Origin of the sequence: Marinobacter sp. ES-1 (assembly GCF_000475255.1) — a bacterium.
GTDB classification, from domain to species: domain Bacteria; phylum Pseudomonadota; class Gammaproteobacteria; order Pseudomonadales; family Oleiphilaceae; genus Marinobacter; species Marinobacter vinifirmus.
The window spans coordinates 114,947-136,352 of record NZ_AXBV01000027.1; the positions used below are offsets into that span (position 1 = coordinate 114,947).

18 protein-coding genes and 2 tRNA genes are annotated in these 21,406 nt (G+C 59.8%); 8 read left to right on the forward strand and 12 right to left on the reverse strand.

The window, feature by feature from the left end; translation table 11 throughout:
• Positions 1–6: 6 nt before the first annotated feature.
• Positions 7–1,053, forward strand: coding sequence for a response regulator (locus Q668_RS02870; RefSeq protein ID WP_022988092.1), 1,047 nt, complete (start codon positions 7–9; stop codon positions 1,051–1,053).
• Here the strand turns inward: Q668_RS02870 and Q668_RS02875 are convergent.
• Complete coding sequence (locus tag Q668_RS02875; protein WP_036219015.1) at positions 1,033–1,578, reverse strand: nucleotidyltransferase family protein; 546 nt, start codon at positions 1,576–1,578, stop codon at positions 1,033–1,035. The genes Q668_RS02870 and Q668_RS02875 overlap by 21 nt on opposite strands.
• A 175-nt stretch (positions 1,579–1,753) precedes the next feature.
• Here Q668_RS02875 and Q668_RS02880 point away from each other — a divergent pair, with 175 nt between their 5' ends.
• Positions 1,754–2,605 (forward strand): 6-carboxytetrahydropterin synthase, encoded by an 852-nt coding sequence (locus tag Q668_RS02880; RefSeq protein WP_022988094.1) that lies wholly within the window; start codon positions 1,754–1,756, stop codon positions 2,603–2,605.
• 174 nt (positions 2,606–2,779) lie between these two features.
• Here the strand turns inward: Q668_RS02880 and Q668_RS02885 are convergent.
• The 3 genes from Q668_RS02885 to gltX all read right to left on the reverse strand — a co-directional run bounded on the left by Q668_RS02885 (position 2,780) and on the right by gltX (position 4,536).
• Positions 2,780–2,855, reverse strand: a tRNA-Glu gene (locus Q668_RS02885).
• 7 nt (positions 2,856–2,862) lie between these two features.
• A tRNA-Ala gene (locus tag Q668_RS02890) sits at positions 2,863–2,938 on the reverse strand.
• Positions 2,939–3,054: 116 nt separating this feature from the next.
• Positions 3,055–4,536: a glutamate--tRNA ligase gene (gene gltX / locus Q668_RS02895; RefSeq protein ID WP_022988095.1), complete on the reverse strand. Its 1,482-nt coding sequence runs from the start codon at positions 4,534–4,536 to the stop codon at positions 3,055–3,057.
• Positions 4,537–4,676: 140 nt separating this feature from the next.
• Between gltX and Q668_RS02900 the strand changes: the two genes are divergently transcribed.
• Positions 4,677–5,603, forward strand: coding sequence for a zinc ABC transporter substrate-binding protein (locus tag Q668_RS02900; RefSeq protein WP_022988096.1), 927 nt, complete (start codon positions 4,677–4,679; stop codon positions 5,601–5,603).
• Here Q668_RS02900 and Q668_RS02905 read toward each other — a convergent pair.
• Complete coding sequence (locus tag Q668_RS02905) at positions 5,580–6,494, reverse strand: AEC family transporter (RefSeq protein ID WP_022988097.1); 915 nt, start codon at positions 6,492–6,494, stop codon at positions 5,580–5,582. The two genes, Q668_RS02900 and Q668_RS02905, sit on opposite strands and share 24 nt — an antisense overlap.
• A 257-nt stretch (positions 6,495–6,751) precedes the next feature.
• Between Q668_RS02905 and rnk the strand changes: the two genes are divergently transcribed.
• Together rnk and Q668_RS02915 are read left to right on the forward strand one after the other, a co-directional pair.
• On the forward strand, positions 6,752–7,138 hold the full coding sequence (gene rnk / locus Q668_RS02910; RefSeq protein WP_022988098.1) for a nucleoside diphosphate kinase regulator: 387 nt from the start codon (positions 6,752–6,754) through the stop codon (positions 7,136–7,138).
• 101 nt (positions 7,139–7,239) lie between these two features.
• Entirely contained in the window at positions 7,240–8,418 is a 1,179-nt protein-coding gene (locus tag Q668_RS02915) for a cytochrome P450 (RefSeq protein ID WP_022988099.1), read from the forward strand.
• Between the two features lie 89 nt (positions 8,419–8,507).
• Here Q668_RS02915 and selD read toward each other — a convergent pair whose 3' ends face one another.
• Positions 8,508–9,545, reverse strand: coding sequence for a selenide, water dikinase SelD (gene selD, locus Q668_RS02920; protein ID WP_022988100.1), 1,038 nt, complete (start codon positions 9,543–9,545; stop codon positions 8,508–8,510).
• Between the two features lie 169 nt (positions 9,546–9,714).
• Between selD and Q668_RS02925 the strand changes: the two genes are divergently transcribed.
• Positions 9,715–10,878, forward strand: coding sequence for a trans-sulfuration enzyme family protein (locus Q668_RS02925; RefSeq protein WP_022988101.1), 1,164 nt, complete (start codon positions 9,715–9,717; stop codon positions 10,876–10,878).
• Positions 10,879–10,948: 70 nt separating this feature from the next.
• Here the strand turns inward: Q668_RS02925 and Q668_RS02930 are convergent, their stop codons facing one another.
• The gene (locus Q668_RS02930) at positions 10,949–11,725 is read right to left on the reverse strand and encodes an SDR family oxidoreductase (RefSeq protein WP_022988102.1); all 777 of its coding nucleotides are present in this window, start codon (positions 11,723–11,725) and stop codon (positions 10,949–10,951) included.
• A 226-nt stretch (positions 11,726–11,951) separates the two neighbouring features.
• On the opposite strand from Q668_RS02930, the gene Q668_RS02935 reads away from it, so the two are divergent.
• Positions 11,952–12,251: a helix-turn-helix domain-containing protein gene (locus Q668_RS02935; RefSeq protein ID WP_022988103.1), complete on the forward strand. Its 300-nt coding sequence runs from the start codon at positions 11,952–11,954 to the stop codon at positions 12,249–12,251.
• 131 nt (positions 12,252–12,382) lie between these two features.
• The gene (locus tag Q668_RS02940) at positions 12,383–13,420 is read left to right on the forward strand and encodes an NAD(P)H-dependent flavin oxidoreductase (protein ID WP_022988104.1); all 1,038 of its coding nucleotides are present in this window, start codon (positions 12,383–12,385) and stop codon (positions 13,418–13,420) included.
• A 135-nt stretch (positions 13,421–13,555) separates the two neighbouring features.
• On the opposite strand, the gene Q668_RS02945 is transcribed toward Q668_RS02940, so the two are convergent.
• From Q668_RS02945 to Q668_RS16755, 5 genes are all read right to left on the reverse strand, one after another.
• The gene (locus Q668_RS02945; protein WP_022988105.1) at positions 13,556–16,645 is read right to left on the reverse strand and encodes a molybdopterin-dependent oxidoreductase; all 3,090 of its coding nucleotides are present in this window, start codon (positions 16,643–16,645) and stop codon (positions 13,556–13,558) included.
• 19 nt (positions 16,646–16,664) lie between these two features.
• The gene (gene nrfD, locus Q668_RS02950) at positions 16,665–17,774 is read right to left on the reverse strand and encodes an NrfD/PsrC family molybdoenzyme membrane anchor subunit (RefSeq protein ID WP_036218991.1); all 1,110 of its coding nucleotides are present in this window, start codon (positions 17,772–17,774) and stop codon (positions 16,665–16,667) included.
• On the reverse strand, positions 17,755–18,534 hold the full coding sequence (gene dsrO, locus Q668_RS02955) for a sulfate reduction electron transfer complex DsrMKJOP subunit DsrO (protein ID WP_022988107.1): 780 nt from the start codon (positions 18,532–18,534) through the stop codon (positions 17,755–17,757). Before dsrO ends, nrfD begins: the two co-directional genes overlap by 20 nt.
• A gap of 209 nt (positions 18,535–18,743) precedes the next feature.
• Positions 18,744–20,600: a GGDEF domain-containing protein gene (locus Q668_RS02960; RefSeq protein WP_022988108.1), complete on the reverse strand. Its 1,857-nt coding sequence runs from the start codon at positions 20,598–20,600 to the stop codon at positions 18,744–18,746.
• 73 nt (positions 20,601–20,673) lie between these two features.
• Positions 20,674–21,132: a fibronectin type III domain-containing protein gene (locus tag Q668_RS16755; protein ID WP_022988109.1), complete on the reverse strand. Its 459-nt coding sequence runs from the start codon at positions 21,130–21,132 to the stop codon at positions 20,674–20,676.
• Positions 21,133–21,406: the final 274 nt, after the last annotated feature.

Below are 21,406 nucleotides of genomic sequence, written 5' to 3' on the forward strand. Positions count from 1 at the left end.
AGTGACATGCCAATCAAGAATGCTCTGCTTGTGGACGACTCCAAGGTAGCCCGGTTTGCCCTCAGCAAACTGCTCGAGAGTCGTGACATGGAAGTGAACATGGCAAGCTCTGCCGAGGAAGCCCTGGACTTCCTGAAAAACAACGGCCGCCCGGATGTGATCTTCATGGATCACCTGATGCCCGGCATGAACGGCGTAGAGGCCACCAAGGCCATCAAGAGCAACCCGGACACCGCCGGCATTCCGATTATCATGTGCACCTCCAAGAAATCCTCCGATTTCACGGAAGAAGCCAGGAACTTCGGCATCTACAGCATCCTCACCAAGCCGCCCCAGACCGAGCGTCTGGAGCTCGCCCTGCAGGAGCTGGCCAACGACGTAGAGCACGGCACCCTGCCGGAGCCGCCAGCCGAGATGGAATCCGCCGAGGTCGAGCCGAAATCCGAGATCAACCTGAACGGCCACGCCGGCGCCGATGTGGTGCCGCTGACCAGCAATCTGATCGAACAGATTTCCCGTTCCGCCGTGAAAACCCACATCAACAACCGCCTGCACGAACTGCTGAGTGACCTGTTTGATGAACAGTACGACCACTTGAAACGGGCCCTGGACGACTCCCGGAGCAAGCAGGAAGCAGAGCTGGAAGAACGCCTGAACACTCTCACCGCGATGGTCGACGAGCGCACCCGCAACCTGCGGGACGACGTAGCCGCCGAGGTAAACATTAACCTGGGCCGGGAACTGTCGGCCCTGAAGAAAGAGCTCTCGAAAACCGCCGGCTTTACCCCTGATCACCTGGCCGAGCTGAAAGACCACATCACCAATGTGCAGACCATCGACACCGAGTTCTGGCAAACCCTGCAGTCTGAAGCCATCCAGCAGGCCCACGAAATCTCCCGGGAAACCGCGGAAGACATCGCCCAGCGCACCATCGACCTGTACGTCTCGCAGCAGCGTTCCGCCAACTCCCGCATGTACACGCTGGGCCTGGCCGTGAGCCTCGGCATTTTCAGTGTGGGTATTGCCTGGCTGTCAGGACTGTTCGGCGTTTAACATCGCACGTACCTGACGCCAGTCGCCGGGGGTGTCGACATCCTGTTGCACCCCGGCAATCTCTACCCGGCCGGCTCCCGCACGGTTGAGGATAACACCCGCTCCGGCATCCCCTTCCAGCTGAAATACCTGCGGCCAAAGGGCCCTCGGAATCCACGCCGGCACTCCCGTTCTGCGCCCGTAACTGGCACCCAGGGCTTTTGCCGGGTTATCCCGGGCCTGCCGGGCCAGCTGTTTCAGGCCGTCGATATCCAGTAGAGGCTGATCCCCCAACACCACAAACACGCCCAATGCCTTCGGCCCCAGGGCGGCCACACCCGCTTTCAGGGACTCCGCCAGCCCGGCCTGCCAGTTGTCGCACACAATCCAGCTTGCCGGCTGCCTGTGGCAGCGAAAACGCACCAGCGGATATCCGGCACCGGCCACCACCGTGATCTGCGCCGACAACTGCCGGGCCTGGCCAATGGCGTTGTCCAGTAACGTGCCCCGCCCCGGAACCCGCAACAACTGTTTGTAATGCCCCATACGGGAGGCACGGCCCGCCGCCAGCACCAATGCCGGAAACTGCTGATCGTGAGAACGAGGGTTGATGGTTAAGATGCCGGATTCCTTAATAGCGTGGATAGCTGCAGTAAACTGCTGAATCCCGCGATTTTTGCTAGAATTCCGCCACCATGCAACCAAATCAGCCGGACCATTCATGAACCACCTCTTTGTCGACAACCTCACCGTGATTGACTTCGCCTACCTGGACCCAAGCCGGGGCCTTGTGGGTGAAAGCTGGATTGCCGACGTGGTTCTGGGCGGCGAACTGGACGAACAGGGCATGGTGTTCGATTTCAGCCTGGTCAAACGCACCATCAAACGGGTGATCGACGAGCGGGTAGACCACCGCCTGGTGATCCCCCGTGGCTATGAAGGCTTGCACTGGGACGAAGAAACCCCGGACACCTTTATCTGGGACCTGACCGACGGCAGCCGCATCGAACACCGCTCACCGGATGAAGCCGTGGTGTGGCTGTCCTCAGACCGGGTAGTCCCCTCGGCCGTAGCCGCTCTGCTGGAAAAAGAACTGATGGCAGTACTGCCCGGCAACGTCACCTCCGTGGAAATCAACCTGCGGGAAGACGTGATTGAAGGCGCTTACTACCACTACGTACACGGCCTGAAGAAACACCTGGGCAACTGCCAGCGCATCGCCCACGGCCACCGCTCCCCCATCCGCATCGACCGCAACGGCCACCGGGACTACGACCTGGAAAACCGCTGGGCCAAACTGTGGAAGGATATCTACGTAGGCACCGAAGAAGACGTAACCCGCCGCTTTGTAGGCTACGACGGCGCGGCGTACATCACCTTCGAATACGAAGCCAACCAGGGCGAATTCGCCCTCACCCTGCCGGAAAGCCGCGTGTACATGCTGGATACCGACACCACCGTAGAGCTGATTGCCGCGCACATTGCGGACACGCTGAAGGCAGAGTTTCCGGAAGACGAGATTCGGGTGAAGGCTTATGAAGGCGTGGGCAAGGGAGCGATTGCTGCCCGCTAGGGATCAAAACTCTCCCCGGGGTCAGACTCCCCAACGGGGGTCTGACCCCCATTCTCCGAGCTATAAGGGGTCAGACCCCCGTTGGGGAGTCTGACCCCTCGTCCGGACACAAAAAAACCGCCCGAAGGCGGTTTTTTTGATGGCTATCCGGTGGACTAAACCGTCAAGCCGTATTGGCGTCCCCTAGGGGGTTCGAACCCCTGTTGCCGCCGTGAAAGGGCGGAGTCCTAGGCCACTAGACGAAGGGGACTAGAAATTGGTGGAGCCAAGCGGGATCGAACCGCTGACCTCAACACTGCCAGTGTTGCGCTCTCCCAGCTGAGCTATGGCCCCTCAACGGATGCGTATATTAAGGATCCGCCCCTAGGCCGTCAACACCCGATTTCGCTTTTTTTAAAGTTTTTTGAACATCCCTGTTCACATCGTTCAATTAACCCACAAACCGATTATTAAATATCCAGAGCGGCGTATTCTTTCTCTACTTTCTTGGTTTCTTTCTTGGAGAAACCACCCATTACGTCCAGCGCGGTGCGCAAACGGGCGCGGGTCATGTCCGGGCCAAGCAGGGCCATGGAGTCCATCACCGACCAGGAATTGGGCGTTCCGGCAATGGCCACGAAGATCGAAAACATGAAATCCCCCATCTTCAGGTCCATGGCCTTGGCCAGGGCCTTGATGTCGGCAAAGATGGTTTCCTTGCTCCAGTGGCGCTGGGCCTCCAGCTTCCACAGGGTGAACTGCAGCACCCGCTTGACCTGGCTCTCATCCAGCTTGTTGTGGGCAAAGTCTTCCGGCTTCAGGTTCAGCATGCCGCTGAACATGAACTGGGCCATAGGGGCAACGTCAGAGAACACCTCTGCCCTGCCCTTGATGTGCGGCACCAGCGCTTGCAGGTCATCACGGTTGAACCACCACTGATGCATCCGCTCCATGAACTGTTCGTCGCTCAGCTCATCGCGAATCCACTGGCCGTTCAGCCAGCGCAGCTTCTCTACATCAAACACCGGGCCACCGAGGGACACGCGCTGGATATCGAAGTTCTCGATCATCTCATCCAGGGTGAACTTCTCGCGCTCGTCCGGCATGGACCAGCCCATTCGGCCCAGATAGTTGGTGACCGCCTCCGGCAAAAAGCCCATGCGCTCGTAAAAGTTGATGCTGGTGGGGTTCTTGCGCTTCGACAGCTTGCTCTTGTCCGGGTTACGCAGCAGCGGCAGGTGGCAAAGCTCCGGCATGTCCCAGCCAAAGTACTGATACAGCAGCTTGTGCTTGGGCGCGGAGTTGATCCACTCCTCACCCCGCAGCACATGGGTAATGCCCATCAAGTGGTCATCCACCACGTTGGCCAGGTGGTAGGTAGGCATGCCGTCGGATTTCAGCAGGATCTGGCAGTCCACCTGGGCCCAGTCGATTTCGATGGTACCCCGGAGCATGTCCTGGATCTCGCACACACCTTCGTCCGGCACCTTCATGCGGATAACGTAAGACTCGCCGGCATCCAGGCGGCGCTTCACTTCGTCTGCCGGCAGCTCCAGGTCACCCTTGATACCCGGGTTCAGACCCTGGGCCTTGCGCTCTTCGCGGATGGCGTCCAGTTCTTCCGGGGTGCGGAAGCAATAGAAAGCATGGCCGGCAGTAACCAGGTCTTCTGCGTACTGGCCGTACATGTGCTTACGCTCAGACTGGCGATAAGGGCCGTGGGGGCCGCCCACATCGGGGCCTTCATCCCAGTTCAGGCCCAGCCAGCGCAAGGCCTTGAGGATATCCTGCTCGGATTCCGCCGTGCTGCGGGCCTGGTCCGTGTCTTCAATGCGCAGAATGAACTGGCCACCGTGCTGGCGTGCAAAACACAGGTTGAACAGGGCCACGTAGGCGGTACCAACGTGTGGATCGCCAGTGGGCGACGGGGCAATTCGGGTGCGTACTGTCATGAAACCATCCTGAAAATAAGTGGCCGATTTATAAAGGGCGCATTATAGCGGCCATGGGGCGGTTTCGCATGATCGGCTTTGCACCAACTGCCGTTAATGTAATATTATAACGTTTCAGGACATCATCAGGATTCAGTACCATGAAACGCAGCACCCTCTCTCTCGCCCTTGGCATGGCCGCGGCCGTTACCGCCTTTCCGGCCTCTGCCGCCAACGTTGTCACCTCCATCAAGCCTCTGGAACTGCTGGTGAAAGCGGTGGCCGGCGACAGCGTGCAGGTTTCAACCCTGGTACCTGCCGGCTCCAGCCCCCACAACTACACCATGAAACCCTCCCAGCGCCGTGCCCTGGAACAGGCCGACGCCATCTTCTGGGTTGGGCCGGAGATGGAAACCTTCCTCAGCCGCCTGCTCGGTGGCCATGAATTCGACGGCAGGGTGGTGGCCTTTACCGACGTACCGGAAGGTGAAGACAATCATCACGAAGATGAACACAGCGGCCACGATCACCACGACGACCATGGCCACGACCACGGAGACGGCGAAGACCCGCACATCTGGACAGACCCGCAACTGGCCCTGGACATGGCACGGGACATCCACGCCAGACTGGTCACGCTGGAGGATATGAAGAAAGAAGAACTGGACGCCAACCTGGCCCGGTTCGAGCAAGACCTGAATGCAGCAGAACAGGACATTAAAGCCAGCCTGGCACCGCTTCACAGCATCAGCCTGTTTGCCTACCACAGCGCCTTTGAACGCTTTGCCGAACACTATGAACTGCAACTGGATGGCGTGCTCACCCTGAACCCGGAGCTGTCCCCCGGCGCCCGGCACATTGCCGAAGTGCAGGACAAGCTGCGCCAGGCCAATCAGCCCTGCCTGCTGACCGAACCCCAGTTCAACCGCCAGTGGTGGCGTTCCATCACCGAAGGTCTGGACGTTACCTTCAGCACCTGGGACCCGCTGGCCACCGATATCGAATCGACCAGCGAAGGCTACATCCAGTTCCAGCAATCCATTGCCGATGCCGTGCTGGAATGCCTACCAGAACAGGCTCAGCATTAACGGAATGGTGACCATCGCCAGCAAGGTCTGCCCGCTGATGATCCCTGCCATCAGCGGCGCATCACCGCCCAGCTGGCGTGCCAGGATGTAAGCTGAGGTGGCGGTGGGCAGCGCTGCCAGCAACACCGCCACCTGCACCAGCAAACCACTCATTCCCAGCGCCCAGGCCAGCCCCACCACCATGGCGGGGAAGGCCAGCAGCTTCAACCCGGACGACACCAGGAACGGCGCCGAAGCACCCCGCAAGGCGCTCAACTGCAACCCTGCCCCCACCGTCATCAGCCCCATGGGCAACGCCAGGTTGCTCAGGGGTGCCAGGATGCCCGCCAGTAGCGGATGGAAACCGATCTGGAACCAGCTCCAAAATACCCCCAGCACCGAGCCGACAATCAGCGGGTTGGTCACAATCGCCCGCAATACCTGAACCACGCTGACCTTGTCCTGCCCCGCCACCAGCGAGAACATCAGAATGCACAGCAGGTTCAGCAACGGCACCATAATGGCCACCGCGATGGCCGTCAGCGACAGCCCGTCGTCCCCCAGCAGCATTCCGCCCGCCGCCAGACCCACATAGGAGTTAAAGCGAATAGCGCCCTGATACACCGAGGAAAACACCGACCCGCTCCAGCGCCAGAACAGCTGAACCGCCACCAGCACGGCCGTCATCGCCAACAGCATGGCCACAATCAGCAACGCGGTGTCGGCATAGGCCGAGGCCGGCAACCTGGCCTGCCCCAGCTTGAACACCAGCATGGCCGGGAAAAGAATGTAATAGGTGAACCGCTCCGCCTGGGGCCAGAAATCCCCGCCCGGGAAGTTCAGCCGCCGTAAAACATGGCCCAACATGATCAATACGAAAACCGGAAACAGGGCCTGTACAACTACCGGCATGCCATCATCCTTTTAACCGTTGCCATTTTGCTCTTTGGGGGTTAGATTCAGCCTATAGCATCCTATAACGGACTGATTCGAACAACGTGAACAGCCAGATTTCCTGTATTCACACATCCTCTTTGGCACTGCGGTCTTCCTCTGCGAACACCGGCAGGGCTGCTATCCGCCTCTGATTTCGCTGAATCCACCTTACAACCCTTCCGGATTCAGCGCTTAAAACCCAACATTGTTGAACCATTTTTCCGGAGATTTCTATGTCTGAATTACCCTCTATTACTGTTGCTGAAGAAGATTACAACCGCCTGAGCACCCTGCTCGAGCGCATGGCCGGCAAGTCCGACGTCGCCGACGGCCTGGAAGACGAACTCAGCCGCGCAGACCTCGTGCCCCTGGCCGAAATGCCCGAAGGCGTGGTCACCATGAACTCGCTGGTGCGCTTTGTGGATGAAGACGCCGGCAAAGAACACGAAATGATGCTGGTTTACCCCCACGAAGTGGGCGATGCAGACCACAAGGTGTCCATCCTGGCCCCGGCCGGTGCCGCCATGCTGGGCCTGAGCATCGGCGACAGCATCGAATGGCCCATGAAAGGCCGCAAGCCCATCCACCTGAAGGTGGTCAGCGTTACCCGCGGCGCATAGGCAATTTCCTTTACAAATGTCATAAATTGATATTTCTCCAAATGGCCAGCGGCCTCCGGTGTTAGCCTGAAAGCAAGCTAACGAGACCATCAGGAGGCCGTATGACCGAACAGCGCCACGAAGACTGGGACCCAAGAGCCGCCAGCGTACAGAAAGACCAGATCCGCGCGTACGACGACATGCGCGAACGCTGCCCCGTGGCCTGGAGCGACTACCAGCAATGGACGCTGTTCCGCCATGCAGACGTGATGGCCGTACTGGAAGACCACGACACCTTCAGCAACGCCGTGTCTGCCCACCTGTCCGTTCCCAACGGCATGGACCCGCCCGAGCACACCCCCTATCGCAAAGTGATCGAACCTTACTTCGCCCCGGAACCCATGGCCCGGTTCGAACCGGTTTGCCGTGAGATTGCCCGCGGGCTGGTGAGCCAGTTGGCCAAGGGTGAGGCCGTGGATGTGGTCGATGCCCTCAGCCGCCCCTTCGCCCTGCATATCCAGTGCGCCTTTATGGGCTGGCCTGAACGCCTGCACGAACCCCTGGCGGAATGGGTACGCAAGAACCACCGCGCCACCCTCGCCCGGGATCGGGACGCCATGGCCGCTGTGGCCCGGGAATTCGACGACTACATTACCGACATGCTTGAAACCCGCCGCCAGGCTGGCGACCAGGCGCCGGATGACGTCACCACCTCGCTGATGCGCGAACAGGTGAACGGCAAACCCATGACCGATGACGAACTGGTCAGCCTGATGCGCAACTGGACCGTGGGCGAACTGGCCACCATCTCCGCCTCCGTCTCCATACTGCTGAACTACCTGGCTCAGCACCCGGCCTTAATGGCCGACCTGAAAGCCGCACCGGAGCTGCTGCCCGAAGCCATCGGCGAAATCCTGCGTATGGACGCCCCGCTGATCTCCAACCGCCGGATAACCACCCGCGAAGTCGAAATCGGCGGCCGCACCATTCCTGCCGGCGAGAAAATCACCCTCCTCTCGGCCTCCGCCAACCGGGACGAAACCGAATTCGGCAACCCGGACAGCTACTGCCCACACCAGAACGCCAACAAAAACCTGCTCTACGGCGCCGGCATCCACGTGTGCCCCGGCGCCCCCCTGGCCCGGATGGAGCTGAGTGTGTTCATGGAGGAATTCCTGAAGCAGATATCAGCCATAGACATCGCAAAAGACGAACAACCAGAACGCGCCATGTTCCCCACCGGCGGCTTCAACCACCTGCCCCTGATCTTCCATGGGGGTCAGACCCCCGGTACATTTTGACCCACCAAATGTATTCGGGGTCTGACCCCGAATACAAAAAAGCCGCGCCGGGTTTGGTACCAGGCGCGGCTTTTTGATTGCGGGTGCTATCAGTCTTCGATGAACACCAGGCTCTCTTCGGAACCGGTCGCTTCCAGGCGACCCAGCGGCTGAAGCTCCAGCCCCTGCTCGCGAGCCTTGGCTTCGAAGGCTTCGCGGCTGCTTTCCGCCACGCTCACCATCAGACCGCCACTGGTTTGCGGATCGCAGAACAGCAACTTGTCGGCCTCGGTCATGCCGGAGATGGCCTTGCCGAACGCCGCGGCGTTGCGGTGGGTACCGCCCGGGATGCAGTCGGCATCAATGTACGGCTGCAGGTTTGGCAGGGTCGGAATCGCCTTGCGGCTGACGGTAGCCTTCAGGCCACTGCCCCGGCAGATTTCCAGCAGGTGGCCAGCCAGGCCGAAACCGGTTACGTCGGTCATCGCATTCACGCCATCAATCTGTGCGAACACCTCGCCCACCTTGTTCAGGGTCGACATGTTCTGCACCGCGACGGCCAGGTCTTCCGGCGTTACCTTGCCCTTCTTGGAGGCACTGGTCAGAATGCCCACGCCCAGCGGCTTGGTCAGATACAGCAGGTCACCCGCCTTGGCGGTGTCGTTGCGGATAATGCGGTCTACCGCCACCTGGCCGGTCACCGCCAGCCCGAAAATCGGCTCTGGCGAATCAATACTGTGGCCACCGGCCAGTGCAATGCCTGCCTCGGCGCACACGGCACGGCCGCCATCAATCACCTGCGCGGCAATCTCCGGCGCCAGCTCATTCACCGGCCAGCCCAGAATCGCAATCGCCATCACCGGCTTACCGCCCATGGCGTACACATCACTGATGGCATTCGCCGCCGCAATCCGGCCGAAATCGTACGGATCATCCACCACCGGCATAAAGAAATCGGTGGTGCTGATCACGCCAATCCCGTTACCGATATCCGCCACCGCCGCATCATCCCGGCTGCTGTTACCCACCAGCAGTTTCGGATCATGAAAATCCGGCATATCGGTGTGCAGAATCCGGTCCAGAACATCCGGCGCAATCTTGCAACCACAGCCCGCGCCGTGGCTGAATTCAGTCAACTTGATAGACAAAGCGTCTTCCTTCTTTGGGTTGAAGCAACTCGGTTATCCTCTCAATACGCAACAGTCTACAATGCAGCCTACTCCCCGGCCAATAAAACCACCGGGGTCAGACCCCGGGTACATTTGATGCCATCAAATGTATCGGGGGTCTGACCCCTAAAAAGTGACAGGAACCACCATGAACCACAAAGGCCCCGCCACCCGCATCATCCACAACCGCCGCCACAAAGATCAGTTCGGCAGCCCCTACTCGCCGGTGTACAACACCACCACCTACCGGTTCGAGAACACCGCCGCCTTGCTGGATGTGATTGAAGGGCGCAGCGAAGGCAACCTGTACACCCGCTGGGGCACCAACCCGAGCATCCGGGAACTGGAGCAAGGGCTGGCCGGGCTGGAACGGGCAGAAGCGGCGCTGGCGTTTGGCTCGGGCATGGCGGCGATTTCTGCAACGCTATTGGCCCACGGCCGCAAGGGGATTGTCTGCGTGGGGGACCTGTACGGCGGCACCCAGGAACTGCTGAAAAATCACTGCATGGCCCTGGGCATTCCGGTCACCTTCCTGTTCCGTGAAGAACAGAACCGGCTGGCACACGAGCTGGGCGAATCGGGCAAACTGGTGTATTTCGAAACCCCGGCCAACCCGAACATGGCCATTCTGGACATTCGCGCCATCGCCGAAACCGCCCACCAACACGGCGCCCTGGTGGCGGTAGACAACACCTTCGCCAGCCCCATCAACCAGCAACCGCTGGAACTTGGAGCAGACCTGGTACTGCACAGCGCCACCAAATACCTCAGCGGCCACAGCGACATCACCGCCGGCGCCCTGATGACCTCAGCCGAACTGGCCAAACCGGTAGCCGCCTGGCGCAAAAACCTGGGCCAGCTGATCGCCCCGGAAACCGCCGCCCTGCTCTCCCGCAGCCTGCGCACTCTGCCGGTACGAATCCGCCAGCACAACGAAAACGCCATGGCGGTAGCTGAAGCCATGGAACAGCACCCGAAAATCACCAAAGTGCACTACCCCGGCCTGCCCTCCTTCGAAGGCCATACCCTGGCCCAACAGCAGATGACCGGCTTCGGCGGCATGCTCAGCATTGAAGTGGAAGGCGGCCAGCAAGCAGCCGAAAAGGTGGCAGATTCCCTGAAAATCTTCCTGCTCGCCACCAGCCTGGGCGGCGTAGAAAGCCTGGTCAGCCAACCCAGCGCCACCAGCCACCACGGCCTGAGCCGCGAAGAACGCCTGAAACGCGGCATCGGCGACGGCATGCTGCGCCTGTCCGTAGGCCTGGAAGATGCCGAAGACCTGATCGCCGACCTCACCCAGGCCCTTTCCTGATTCGGGGTCAGACCCCCGATAAATTATCCTCCAGAGCGGATTTTTATCGGCGGGTCAGACCCGCCAGCGATCACCGGCTAACCAAAAAATCCGCCAACCGGCGCGTCATAAACCCCGGCAACAACTTGTTGGTGAACCACAACCCCCGGGCCCGCCAGCCCGGGATCACCATAAAGCGCCGGGCATCAATGCCCTTGCGAATCTGCCGAACCGCGTAATCCAGCGGCAGCGTACCCGCCATCAGTTTCAGGGCTTCCGTTTGCTTCGGCCGGTTCAGCCGCTCCGCTTCCACCATCGGCGTTTCCACCTCTGGCGGGCACACCACGGTTACATCAATCCCCTTCTGCGCCAGCTCAATCCGCAACACCTCCGCCAGCCCAACCACCCCGTATTTCGAAGCGCAGTAAGCCGCATACCCGTAACAGCCCACCAGCCCGGCCATGGAAGCAATCAGCACCAACTGCGAGCCGGATTTCAGATGCGGCAGCGCGCCGGCCACCACATTGCGGGAACCAACCAGGTTAATGTTGATCACCCGGGCGTAGGTGTCGTCATCAATCGCCTCGAAATCCGCCGCCACACAAATGCCGGCGCAGTGAATCATTACATCCGGCTGTGCATCCCTTGCGGCCTCTGCAAGCACCTCCCGCACCTGCTCCGGCCGGGTGACATCCACCACAAACGCCCGCACCTTGTGCGCCCCGGCAAGCGCCGAAAGCTCCGCCACCGCCTGCTCCGCCGGCTGCACATCAAACAAAGTTACCGCTGCGCCCGTGCGCACATAACTCCGCGCCAGCTGCAACCCGATACCACTGGCCCCGCCGGTAATAAAAACCTGTCGACTCATAAAACCCACACTCCGCTCATTGAACTTGTTATTCCGGTAAACTTACCAACCCACCCCGCCACAAACCTTGGCCCAACCGACACACTGCGGGGGTCAGACCCCCGATACATTTAGCCACACGAAATGTACTGGGGGTCTGACCCCGAATTGGTTGCATTCGGCGAAAATGAAACTAATATGATTCTATTATAATATTTTGAAACTTATACGTTGCCAGAAAGGACCCATGAGCAAAGTCCACGAACAGTTGAAAGATCGCCGCAAATCTCTTGAACTGCGCCAGCAGGATATGGAGATGCGCATCGGCATGCCTCGCCAGCAGTATCAGCGGCTTGAGTCTGGGGGTAATTCACGACTAGAAACCCTTGAACTAGTAGCCAAAGGACTGAAGATGCGAGTTATGCTAATACCAGAAGAGAAAGCGAGGGCTGTTGCGGCTTTTCTGGAAGGCAAGGCAGAACTAATCCCCAACTCCAACCCCATCGCAGACAACCCCTGGCAAGGCCTGTTAGACGAAGACGACTGATGTCGCAACACTGGCAAACCCTACACCCAGACTTCCGAATCGACTAAAAATCAACCAACGGGGTCAGACCCCCGATACATTCAGCCACACGAAATGTACTGGGGGTCTGACCCCGAATTGGAGAAGAGAGTATGAGTAACGCACTGACAGCCCTGTTTAACGTCGAGAAGCCCGTCATCCAGGCGCCGATGGCGGGGGTTCAGGATTATCGGCTGGCGGCGGCGGTTTCGAATGCCGGTGGGCTCGGATCTTTGCCTTGTGCAATGCTGGGGGCGGAGGCTTTGCGGGAGGAGCTTAAGGCGTTGAATGAAGCCACCCAGCAGCCCTACAACCTGAACTTTTTTGCGCACACGCCGCCCGAGCCCAACCCCCAGCAAGAAGCCAGCTGGCAGCAGGTACTGGCGCCCTATTACAAGGAGTTCGGCATCGATCCTGCCAGCATCACCGCCGGCCCGGGGCGTATGCCGTTTAATGAAGAATCCGCAGCGATTGTGGAAGAGTTCCACCCCGCCGTGGTGAGTTTTCACTTTGGCCTGCCGGAGCAGGAACTTCTGGAGCGCGTCAAAAAAGCCGGTGCGAAGGTGCTGTCCACTGCCACCACCGTAGACGAAGCCCTCTGGCTGGAACAGCACGGCGCCGATGCCATCATCGCCCAGGGCCTGGAAGCCGGCGGGCACCGGGGCATTTTCCTCAACACGGACATGACCACCCAGATGGGCACGTTCGCCCTGCTGCCGCAGATTGTGGCTGCAGTGAAGATTCCGGTAATCGCCGCCGGCGGCATTGCCACGGCCGCAGGTGTGCGGGCAGCCCTGGACCTGGGCGCCGTGGCTGCACAAATCGGCACCGCGTTCATGCTCTGCCCGGAAGCCACCACCAAGCCCCTGCATCGCGAGGCCCTGAAAAGCCCGGCGGCGCGGCATACGGCCATCACCAACCTGTTCTCCGGCGGCCCCGCGCGGGGCATTGTTAACCGGGTAATGCGGGAACTGGGCCCGGTTTGCGATCAGGCACCGGTATTTCCCCTGGCAACGAATGCCATTGCACCGCTGCGAGCAGCCGGGGAAGCGGCTGGCACCGGGGATTTCTCACCATTGTGGTCCGGGCAGAATGCCAGTGGCTGCCGGGAAATTCCGGCGGAAATGTTGGTAGAAGAACTGGCTGGCTGATTGGAGATTGGCGCGGGCAGAAGGGTGGGGTCGTACCCCCGCTGGGGGTACGACCCCGTTGTAGCCTGCTAAACTGGGTCAGACCCCCGATACATTTCACCACTCGAAATGTATCGGGGGTCTGACCCCGCCTTATCAAACGGTGCGGATTCGCACCGGGAGGCCCTGGCGCACGGCGGCGCCTGAGACGTTTTCCAGCCAGGTGGCAGCCTGGTCTGTGCGGGTGGGGTCGGCGAAGCCGAGGTCGTTGATGTTTACGCCGGCGCCCAGGTAGGGGTTGCCGGGGCGTTCTTCGCCGTCGATCACGTGGCCGGCGGCACCGAGTTCGCGGTGGCCATAGCCGTGTTCGATGCCGATGGCGCCTTCGTGCACACCGTCACCCACCAGCGCCAGTGCCAGCACCTTGCCGCCCGGGCTTTCGATGCTGATGGTGTCGCCGTGTTGCACACCAAACTTCTCGGCATCTTTGCGGTTGATCAGCACCGGGTTGTAGGGCTTGATCATACGCAGGCGCTCAAGGCCGATGGCGTAGGAGTTCATCAGGTTGCTCTTGAACGAGAACGCCAGCAGCGGCCATTCGTTTTCCGGAAAGTGCTCCCGCATCAGCGAGCCATCCCAGAAGCGCGGCGGATGGTACATGGGAGTACCGGTCAGGCGCTTGCCGCTGTAGCTGTCGATGGCTGTGCCCACATCTTCGTTGTAGACACACAGCGGGCGGATCCAGGGGTGGCCCAGTTTGTCACCGTCGTAGGCCTTTTCCATGGTCTCGAACCGGCCACCGCGGGAATACAGGTGCGCCACCGGGCCCACTTCGTCTTCCGCCACGGTAGACTTGATACGATCCATCAGCGGCTCAATGCCGCCAGCCACAATGTCTTCCTCGCTGGGCGCAGACAACGGCTTGCCAGTCATCGCAATGTTCGCCGCCGCACGCAGGTAGAAGTCCTCGGCGCGGTTGAGCGGATGCATGGTGCCATCGGCACCGGCAATCACATCATCACCAAAGCCCGGCAGGCTCAGCTTCTTGCCAAGTTCAATGAAGAAGGTATCCAGGCTCACCGGCTCGCCGGCCGCAGTCTTCACCTGGCGAGGCTCCACCACCGGCCAGCAGGCCGTGGTCATCTTGGTGAGCGTGCCGCTCCAGGCACCGGTAAAGCCCCACACTTCATACATCACGGAATCCGGCACAATGTAGTCGGCAAAGCGGTTGGTTTCGTTGATGAAACCATCCACCGCCACAAACAGGCCGATGTTCTTCGGGTCTTTCAGCTTCTCTTCGATGACGGAAGTCAGACCAGCCTGGCCATACAGCGGGTTGGCCATGGCACCGATCATCGCCTTGATGCGGTACGGATAGCCATCCAGGCCAGACATCAAGTGCTCGGTCAGAATCGGCGGCGCCAGCTTGCGCCAGGGGCCTTCAGCCGGGTACGGAGACTGGCCACTGGCCACCTTGCGCTTGTACTCGGAAGACTTCTCGTACGGGAACCGTGAACGGCTCAGGAAAATCCCCTTCGGGCCGACCTTGCCGGGGAAATCTGCCAGGTCGTACCGGGGGCCTTTACCCACACCATTGAAGGAGCCACCACCCTTGGCCACACCACCTTTATGGTTAAAGCTGCCCGCCAGCACGTTCAGCATGTTCACGCTGAAAGATGCGTAGAAGCCCGCACCAGACATCATGCCACCGTGGGCATCGGCGGCGGACTGCCGGCCATGGCTGGCAAACTTCTTCGCCAGCCGGCGGATGATTTCCGCATCAATACCGCAGATATCGGCGTACTCTTCAATGCTGTACTTCTGCGCTTCTGCACGCAGCTTGAACAGGGAGCTGCGCACCACAACCGGGCCGTTGCCGGTTTCTACGGTACGCTCCACAAACAGCTCGGCACTGCTGGCCACTTCGGAGCTTGCCAGCTCGCCATTGGCATCCACCACCACCGGCACATCGTCTGCAGCGCCCTCAGTGGCGCGGCCGATATCACTCATGCGCAGGAAGTAACCCGCCCGCGGGTGGGCCTCGTCGTCAATCACCAGGTGCGTGGCGTTGGAGTGGCCTTTTTCACCGGCCGCCTGGGCCGCCGTATTACCCGGAATGGCCAGGTACTCCTTGGCGTAGCCATCGTTCTCCAGCATCCAGCGCATCAGGCCCATGGTCAGCGCGGGGTCTGTGCCCGGCAGAATGGAAATCCAGTTATTGCGCTCGCCCGCCGCGTGAGACGCAGCCGCAGTCAAAGCCGGGTCGACCACCACGTATTCCAGGTCACCCGTGGTACGGGCCTGGGCCAGCAAACGGCCCTGGCGCTTGAACGGGTTACCGGCCTGGCTGGGTGCAGTGCCAATGAACAGCGCGAATTTGGTGTTGGCGAAATCCGGCTTAACGTGGGCGTTCTTGGCGAGGTCGTTCATCACCGCGCCGGAACCCATACGGAACGCCAGGCCACAGTAGGCACCGTGGTGGCCATAGTTACGGGTACCAAAGGCATTGAAAGCAAAGCGCTTCAGCAGCGCAGAGCGACCATAATCGGTGGCTTCCATTACCATCAGCTGGTTGGCCTTGGGGCCGTATTCCGGGTTTTCCGGGTCCAGCGGAGTTTCGAGATCGCGAATGGCACGCAGGCCCTCTACTTCACCTTCGCCGAACAGGTCACCGCCTTCCACAATTTCATCCAGCAGCTGCTCGAACGGGACAGATTCCCACTGGTTGCTGCCCCGCGGCCCTACCCGCTTCAGGCAGGTGAGTACACGCTGGTTGCTGGTGAGCTGGGCCATGGCAGCGTTGCCACGGGCACAGGCGGTAGAACGGTTCAGCTGCCCCTGATCCTTGAAGTTACTCATCTGGCGGAACGCATCCATTACCGGCGTGTCCTCGTCCAGGTGCTCGTCAGAAGACAGCGGGTGGTACGGGTTACCAGACACCCGCAGAACCTTGTCCTGCTCTTTATCAATCCGCACCCGCACGCCACACTTGGTGGTGCAGCCATAGCACACGGTGAAGGCAATGCGCTGGTCCGGGTTCAGTTTTACCTCACCGGTGGTGGGGTCTACGGAATACTCCGGCGCCAGGCTGTTGGCATGCAGCCGGTCGTTAGTCTGTTTGCCAGCGGTGCCGTTTACCAGGCCCTTGGCCATCTTTTCCAGCGGGTCGTAGTAGCCCGCCGCGAAGGTAGCAGCACCACCAGCGGCCGCTGCTCCTTTCAGAAAATTACGACGATTCTTGTCCATAACTATGCTCCGCCCTTAATCAGTGGCTGCCAGCCTGGAGGCCTTTCTTCCAGGGCACCAGGATGTCGATAATCAGTAACGCTGCCAGCCACAACCCGAAGGTGCCGACAATTCCAAGCAAGCCACTGGAACCTGCCTCAACGGCGTATTGGTAATAACCTGCGGTGTTCTTGGCCACGGTTTGCACTTCCATCAGCACCATCCAGCGGAAGGTCCAGCCGATGTGTACCGCCAGCAGGCCGGCAATCCAGGCGCGGGTCATCCAGCCCGGGCGGCGCAGCATGGCAATGGTCGCCAGGGTCAGCACAATGCCTACCGCCAGGCCGTAAATAGCCACCATGCGCCATTCCGCGTTGCCCTGCAAAGACTCAAACGCTGCTTCAACAGACGGGCTGAAGCCGGTAATGCCTTCAGATACCCAAAGCGCCGCCACAACCGCCGCAAGCGCCATGCTCACAAAGATCACTTTCAGACCTTGCCGGTTGATCTCTTCATCGTTACCGGTCATCAAGCGGTTGATCAGAACCACCAGGCCAGAAGCCGCCACCAGGCCAGTCAGCACAAACATCACCGGCAGCCAGTTGGTGTGCCACAGCGGGCGGGATTTCAGAATGGCTACCTCCGCTCCGGTGTACAGCATGATGCCGAAGGCAAACGCCAGGGCACCCAGACCCGCGAGCACCAGCATCCAGCGTGGTGCCTGCCAGCTACCCATGCTGATCCAGCCAGACAGTTTGCCAATCCAGCCGGGCTCCTGTGCCTGCTCCTGCATGGCCGGGCGCCACGCCAGCCAGGCGTAGGCCAGCACCACCACCAGGTACAGCGGCAGCAACAAACTGCCAATAGACATCCAGGAATGGCTGTTCAGGTTGGCGTAGAAGTGCCAGAACCGCAGCGGCTGGTGCAAATCCGCCAGCAACGCCACCGGGCCCACCAGGGTGCAGGTAACGGTAACCAGCAGGGCCACCCTGGCCAGCGGCTGATAGTTCTTGTTACCGAAAATCAGCCCCGGCACCGTCAGCAACAGCGCCGAGTAAGAGACCGCAATCATGAAAAAGTACTGCACCGCCCAAGGGTACCAGGCAATGCCATAGCGAGGGGTAAGAACCTCAATGGCCATCGAATTCATAACCGATCTCCTCACCTTCCTGAGTACGCACATCCCAAATGGCCGGCTTGGCCTGTGGGCGAGACATAAACCGCTCTTCCATGCCCAGATAGAACACATGGGGCGATGTTCCCATCTCCGGCTTCAGCACCATCAGGTCTTCATAGTGCTCTTTCATCATGCGGCTGATCTGACTGCCCGGATCGTTCAGGTCGCCAATGATCCGCGCGCCGCCCACACAGGACTCCACACAGGCCGGCAGCAGGCCTACGTCCAGGCGGTGCGCACAAAAAGTGCACTTGTCGGCTGTCTGGGTGTGTTCGTTAATGAAGCGGGCATCGTACGGGCAGGCCTGCACACAATAGGCACAGCCCACGCACACATCGTTATCCACCACCACAATGCCGTCCTGGCGCTGGAAGGTGGCTTCTACCGGGCAAACCGGCACACAAGGCGGGTTGTCGCAGTGGTTACACAGGCGCGGCAGCATGAACGTAGCAATGTCGCCGGTTTCCTCATGCTCCACCTCGTACTGGGAAACAATCGTACGGAAACTGCCCAGCGGCGCTTCGTTCTCGATATGGCAAGACACCGTACAGGCCTGACAGCCAATACACGCCCGCAAATCAATCAGCATGGCGTAGCGCTTGGAGGGATCACCTTCACGGCGCGGGGGTTGGTCGTTAATGCCGGCTGAGGCAAGGCTGCTTAAAGGAACCAGCGCGGCACCGGCGGTCAGCTTTGCGATCTGCCCGAGCAAGGCCCGGCGGATTTTGTCCATGGAATCACCTGTGTGATGAGTCGGTTGCTATCTAGGTTGGACAGTAGCAAAGCAGGCTTGCGGGAATTTGATATCGGTCAGTTTGTGGGGCGGGACAACAATTCGTTACGGGCAAGTACTTAGGGGGAAAGCGGTTTTCGGTGACTGGCGCTGGCAGAAGGGAGGGGTCGTACCCCCGCTGGGGGTACGACCCCTTTGTAGCCTGCGTGTTATTTGAGGAGTTCTTTCAGGGGTACAGGGCGGGAGAAGTAGAAGCCCTGCAGCAAGTCACAACCGTGGGCGCGCAGGTATTCGTATTGGGCTTCGGTTTCCACACCCTCGGCAACCACTTCCAGGCCCAGGTGGTGGGTCATGGTGATCACGCCTTTCACAATGGCGGCATTGTGGCGGCTGGTGTCGATATCGTTGATGAAACTGCGGTCTATGTTCACCTTGTTGATGGGCAAGTCCCGCAGGTAACTGAGGCTGGAGAAGCCGGTGCCGAAATCATCGATAGCCACCTTCACGCCCAGGTTACGCAGTGCCTGAACCTGTTCCAGGGCCTTTTCCGCTGCGCTCATTAACACGCCTTCGGTGACTTCCAGCTCCAGGCAAGACGGGCTCAGGCTACTGTCTTCCAGCACACCCTGGATTTCACTGAAAAAGCTGGACCGGCGAAAATGCACCGGTGAAATGTTCACAGCCAAAGTAATGGGCCTGCCCAGGTGCTCAACAATCTGCTTCATATCGTGGCAGGCCTGGCGCAGCACACAGCGGCCGATGTCTATAATCTGGCCGGTTGCTTCCGCCACTGGAATAAACAGCCCCGGTGGCACCAGGCCGCGTTCCGGATGCTGCCAGCGCACCAGCGCCTCTACCCCGCGAATCTCGGTGGTGGCGGCATCTACCAGCGGCTGGTAATGCACCACAAACTGATCGCCCTCGATCGCCTCCAGCAGTTCCCGGCGAATGGCCACATGCTCGCGAATGGAACTATCTTGCTCGCCGGCGTACCACTCCCAGGTATTTCGCCCCTGGTTCTTGGCCTCTCGCACAGCGGTATGGGCGTGGGCCATCAGCGCACAATTGCCCTCACAGCCATCGGAGCCAGACGCAATCCCGATGCTGGCACTGATATGCACCGTGTGCTCGCCCACCACAAACGGGCGGGACAACAACGCAAGCACCGTATCTGCTGTCTTCAGAGGCAACTCATCGGTGTACTCACTGCGAGTGCCCAACAGAATGCCAAACTCGTCGCCACCAAGGCGCGCCAGAAAGGCTTCTTTCGGCACCTCTGACCGCAATCGCCCGGCCACCGCCTGCAACAGTTGGTCGCCCACCGTGTGGCCCAGGCCTTCGTTAATCGTGGTAAAGCCGTCCAGGTTCACCAGCAACCCCACCAGCCGGTCGCCATTCGAGCAGCAATGCTCGTTCAGCAACGCCTCAAAACTGGTGCGGTTGGGCAAGCGGGTTAGCGGATCGTGGGTTTCCTGAAAACGCAGTTCAGAAAGCGTGTTTTCATGCTGGTACAGTAACCTGCGATAACGCTGCTCGTGATCCTGAAGCGCTTTTCTGTCGCGCTCCCGGGCGGTCGCCAACGCCAACAGGCCAGACGCCCGGTACATCAACACCAGGTCTTCACTAGCCGGCTCAGAAGGATAGCGGCCATACACCGCAAAGGTGCCCAACAGATCATTGCCCGGGGTAAGCACCGGCACAGACCAGCAAGACTTCAGGCTCTCGGCCCGGGCCAGGTGGGCGAAGGGCGCCCAGTCCGGCTCGTGCTCTATATTCGGGGTAATGACAACTTCGCGGGTGAAGGCTGTTTTGCCGCAGCTGGCCACATTCGGGCCAATCACAACCCGCTGCATGGCCTGGCGGTAGGTTTCAGACACGCCCTGCCCTGCAACCAGGCTAAGGGTGTTGTCGGAGGGGTCGTACATCATGAAAGACACCACGCACTCCGGCATCTGGCGTGCGACCATGTCGGTAATGGCACCCAGGATTTCCTCGAACGGAACCTGGTGGGCAATCATGTCCTGGATTTTTTGCTGATCTGCCAGCTCGGCCATTTTACGCTTCATAGTGAATCCGTTCGGGCAACGTCCGTATGTGTTTCACTATAGCCGAAATGCCGACAATTCCTACAGGTTGTCATCAGGAAGAAATCTTTTTGCTAACCATCTCGGACGGCGCGCTGAGCAGACCGGCGTGGTCTTGCGCCTGCACCGTAAAATACCAGGTGCCCGGCTTTAGGCCGGTGATGGTGTAAGACGGGTAACTTTGCGAATCTTCGGCCGCAGCGTCTGGAACAACAACCTGTTCAGTAAGGTTGTCTTTGTCCTGGCCATAGCGAATAACGTAGCTGTCTAACTCACTCATCGACAAGCCAGAACCGTCCTCACGACTGCTGGGCGCTGTCCAGCTGAGTACCGCCTTGCGTTCAGAAACCGACTCGCTGCCCACAGCAGACTCCTGCCCCGATGGCACAGAAGAGCCACCCGCCTGGGAGTCGCCCACTTCATCACCAGAGCCACCGCCACCACAACCGGCCAGCAGCACACCAAACAAGACAACAATCAGGTACAGGGGGAATTTCTGCAAAAAATTGGGCATAGGAAACAACACCGCAGAGGGAGAAATTTTGCAGAATTTTAAATTGTTAGCGGCGGGGAGACTGTGACAAAAACGCGTTTGTTTGTGACGGTAGGTTAACTGGACAACTACATAGCTAGCGTATCAACGGGCCGCACAGGGCGGCCCGCTATCGCATCAGGCAGCTTTCTTCAGCTTCTTCTTCAGCGACTTGATCTTGGCTTCATGCTTTTCGATCTTGGCTTTACGGGCGTTGATCTTTTTCTTCAGGTTCTTTGCGTATTCCAGACCAAGG

What these genes read in the sequence shown, in the direction of transcription:
- dsrO (WP_022988107.1), bottom strand. Translation starts at nt 18,534, where the DNA reads ATGGACAAAATCCGCCGGGCCTTGCTCGGGCAGATCGCAAAGCTGACC.
- Q668_RS02960 (WP_022988108.1), bottom strand. Translation starts at nt 20,600, where the DNA reads ATGAAGCGTAAAATGGCCGAGCTGGCAGATCAGCAAAAAATCCAGGAC.
- Q668_RS02935 (WP_022988103.1), top strand. Translation starts at nt 11,952, where the DNA reads ATGAGCAAAGTCCACGAACAGTTGAAAGATCGCCGCAAATCTCTTGAA.
- Q668_RS02900 (WP_022988096.1), top strand. Translation starts at nt 4,677, where the DNA reads ATGAAACGCAGCACCCTCTCTCTCGCCCTTGGCATGGCCGCGGCCGTT.
- Q668_RS02880 (WP_022988094.1), top strand. Translation starts at nt 1,754, where the DNA reads ATGAACCACCTCTTTGTCGACAACCTCACCGTGATTGACTTCGCCTAC.
- Q668_RS02945 (WP_022988105.1), bottom strand. Translation starts at nt 16,645, where the DNA reads ATGGACAAGAATCGTCGTAATTTTCTGAAAGGAGCAGCGGCCGCTGGT.
- Q668_RS02870 (WP_022988092.1), top strand. Translation starts at nt 7, where the DNA reads ATGCCAATCAAGAATGCTCTGCTTGTGGACGACTCCAAGGTAGCCCGG.
- Q668_RS16755 (WP_022988109.1), bottom strand. Translation starts at nt 21,132, where the DNA reads ATGCCCAATTTTTTGCAGAAATTCCCCCTGTACCTGATTGTTGTCTTG.
- Q668_RS02915 (WP_022988099.1), top strand. Translation starts at nt 7,240, where the DNA reads ATGACCGAACAGCGCCACGAAGACTGGGACCCAAGAGCCGCCAGCGTA.
- Q668_RS02875 (WP_036219015.1), bottom strand. Translation starts at nt 1,578, where the DNA reads ATGGGGCATTACAAACAGTTGTTGCGGGTTCCGGGGCGGGGCACGTTA.
- Q668_RS02925 (WP_022988101.1), top strand. Translation starts at nt 9,715, where the DNA reads ATGAACCACAAAGGCCCCGCCACCCGCATCATCCACAACCGCCGCCAC.
- Q668_RS02930 (WP_022988102.1), bottom strand. Translation starts at nt 11,725, where the DNA reads ATGAGTCGACAGGTTTTTATTACCGGCGGGGCCAGTGGTATCGGGTTG.
- Q668_RS02940 (WP_022988104.1), top strand. Translation starts at nt 12,383, where the DNA reads ATGAGTAACGCACTGACAGCCCTGTTTAACGTCGAGAAGCCCGTCATC.
- rnk (WP_022988098.1), top strand. Translation starts at nt 6,752, where the DNA reads ATGTCTGAATTACCCTCTATTACTGTTGCTGAAGAAGATTACAACCGC.
- Q668_RS02905 (WP_022988097.1), bottom strand. Translation starts at nt 6,494, where the DNA reads ATGCCGGTAGTTGTACAGGCCCTGTTTCCGGTTTTCGTATTGATCATG.
- nrfD (WP_036218991.1), bottom strand. Translation starts at nt 17,774, where the DNA reads ATGAATTCGATGGCCATTGAGGTTCTTACCCCTCGCTATGGCATTGCC.
- gltX (WP_022988095.1), bottom strand. Translation starts at nt 4,536, where the DNA reads ATGACAGTACGCACCCGAATTGCCCCGTCGCCCACTGGCGATCCACAC.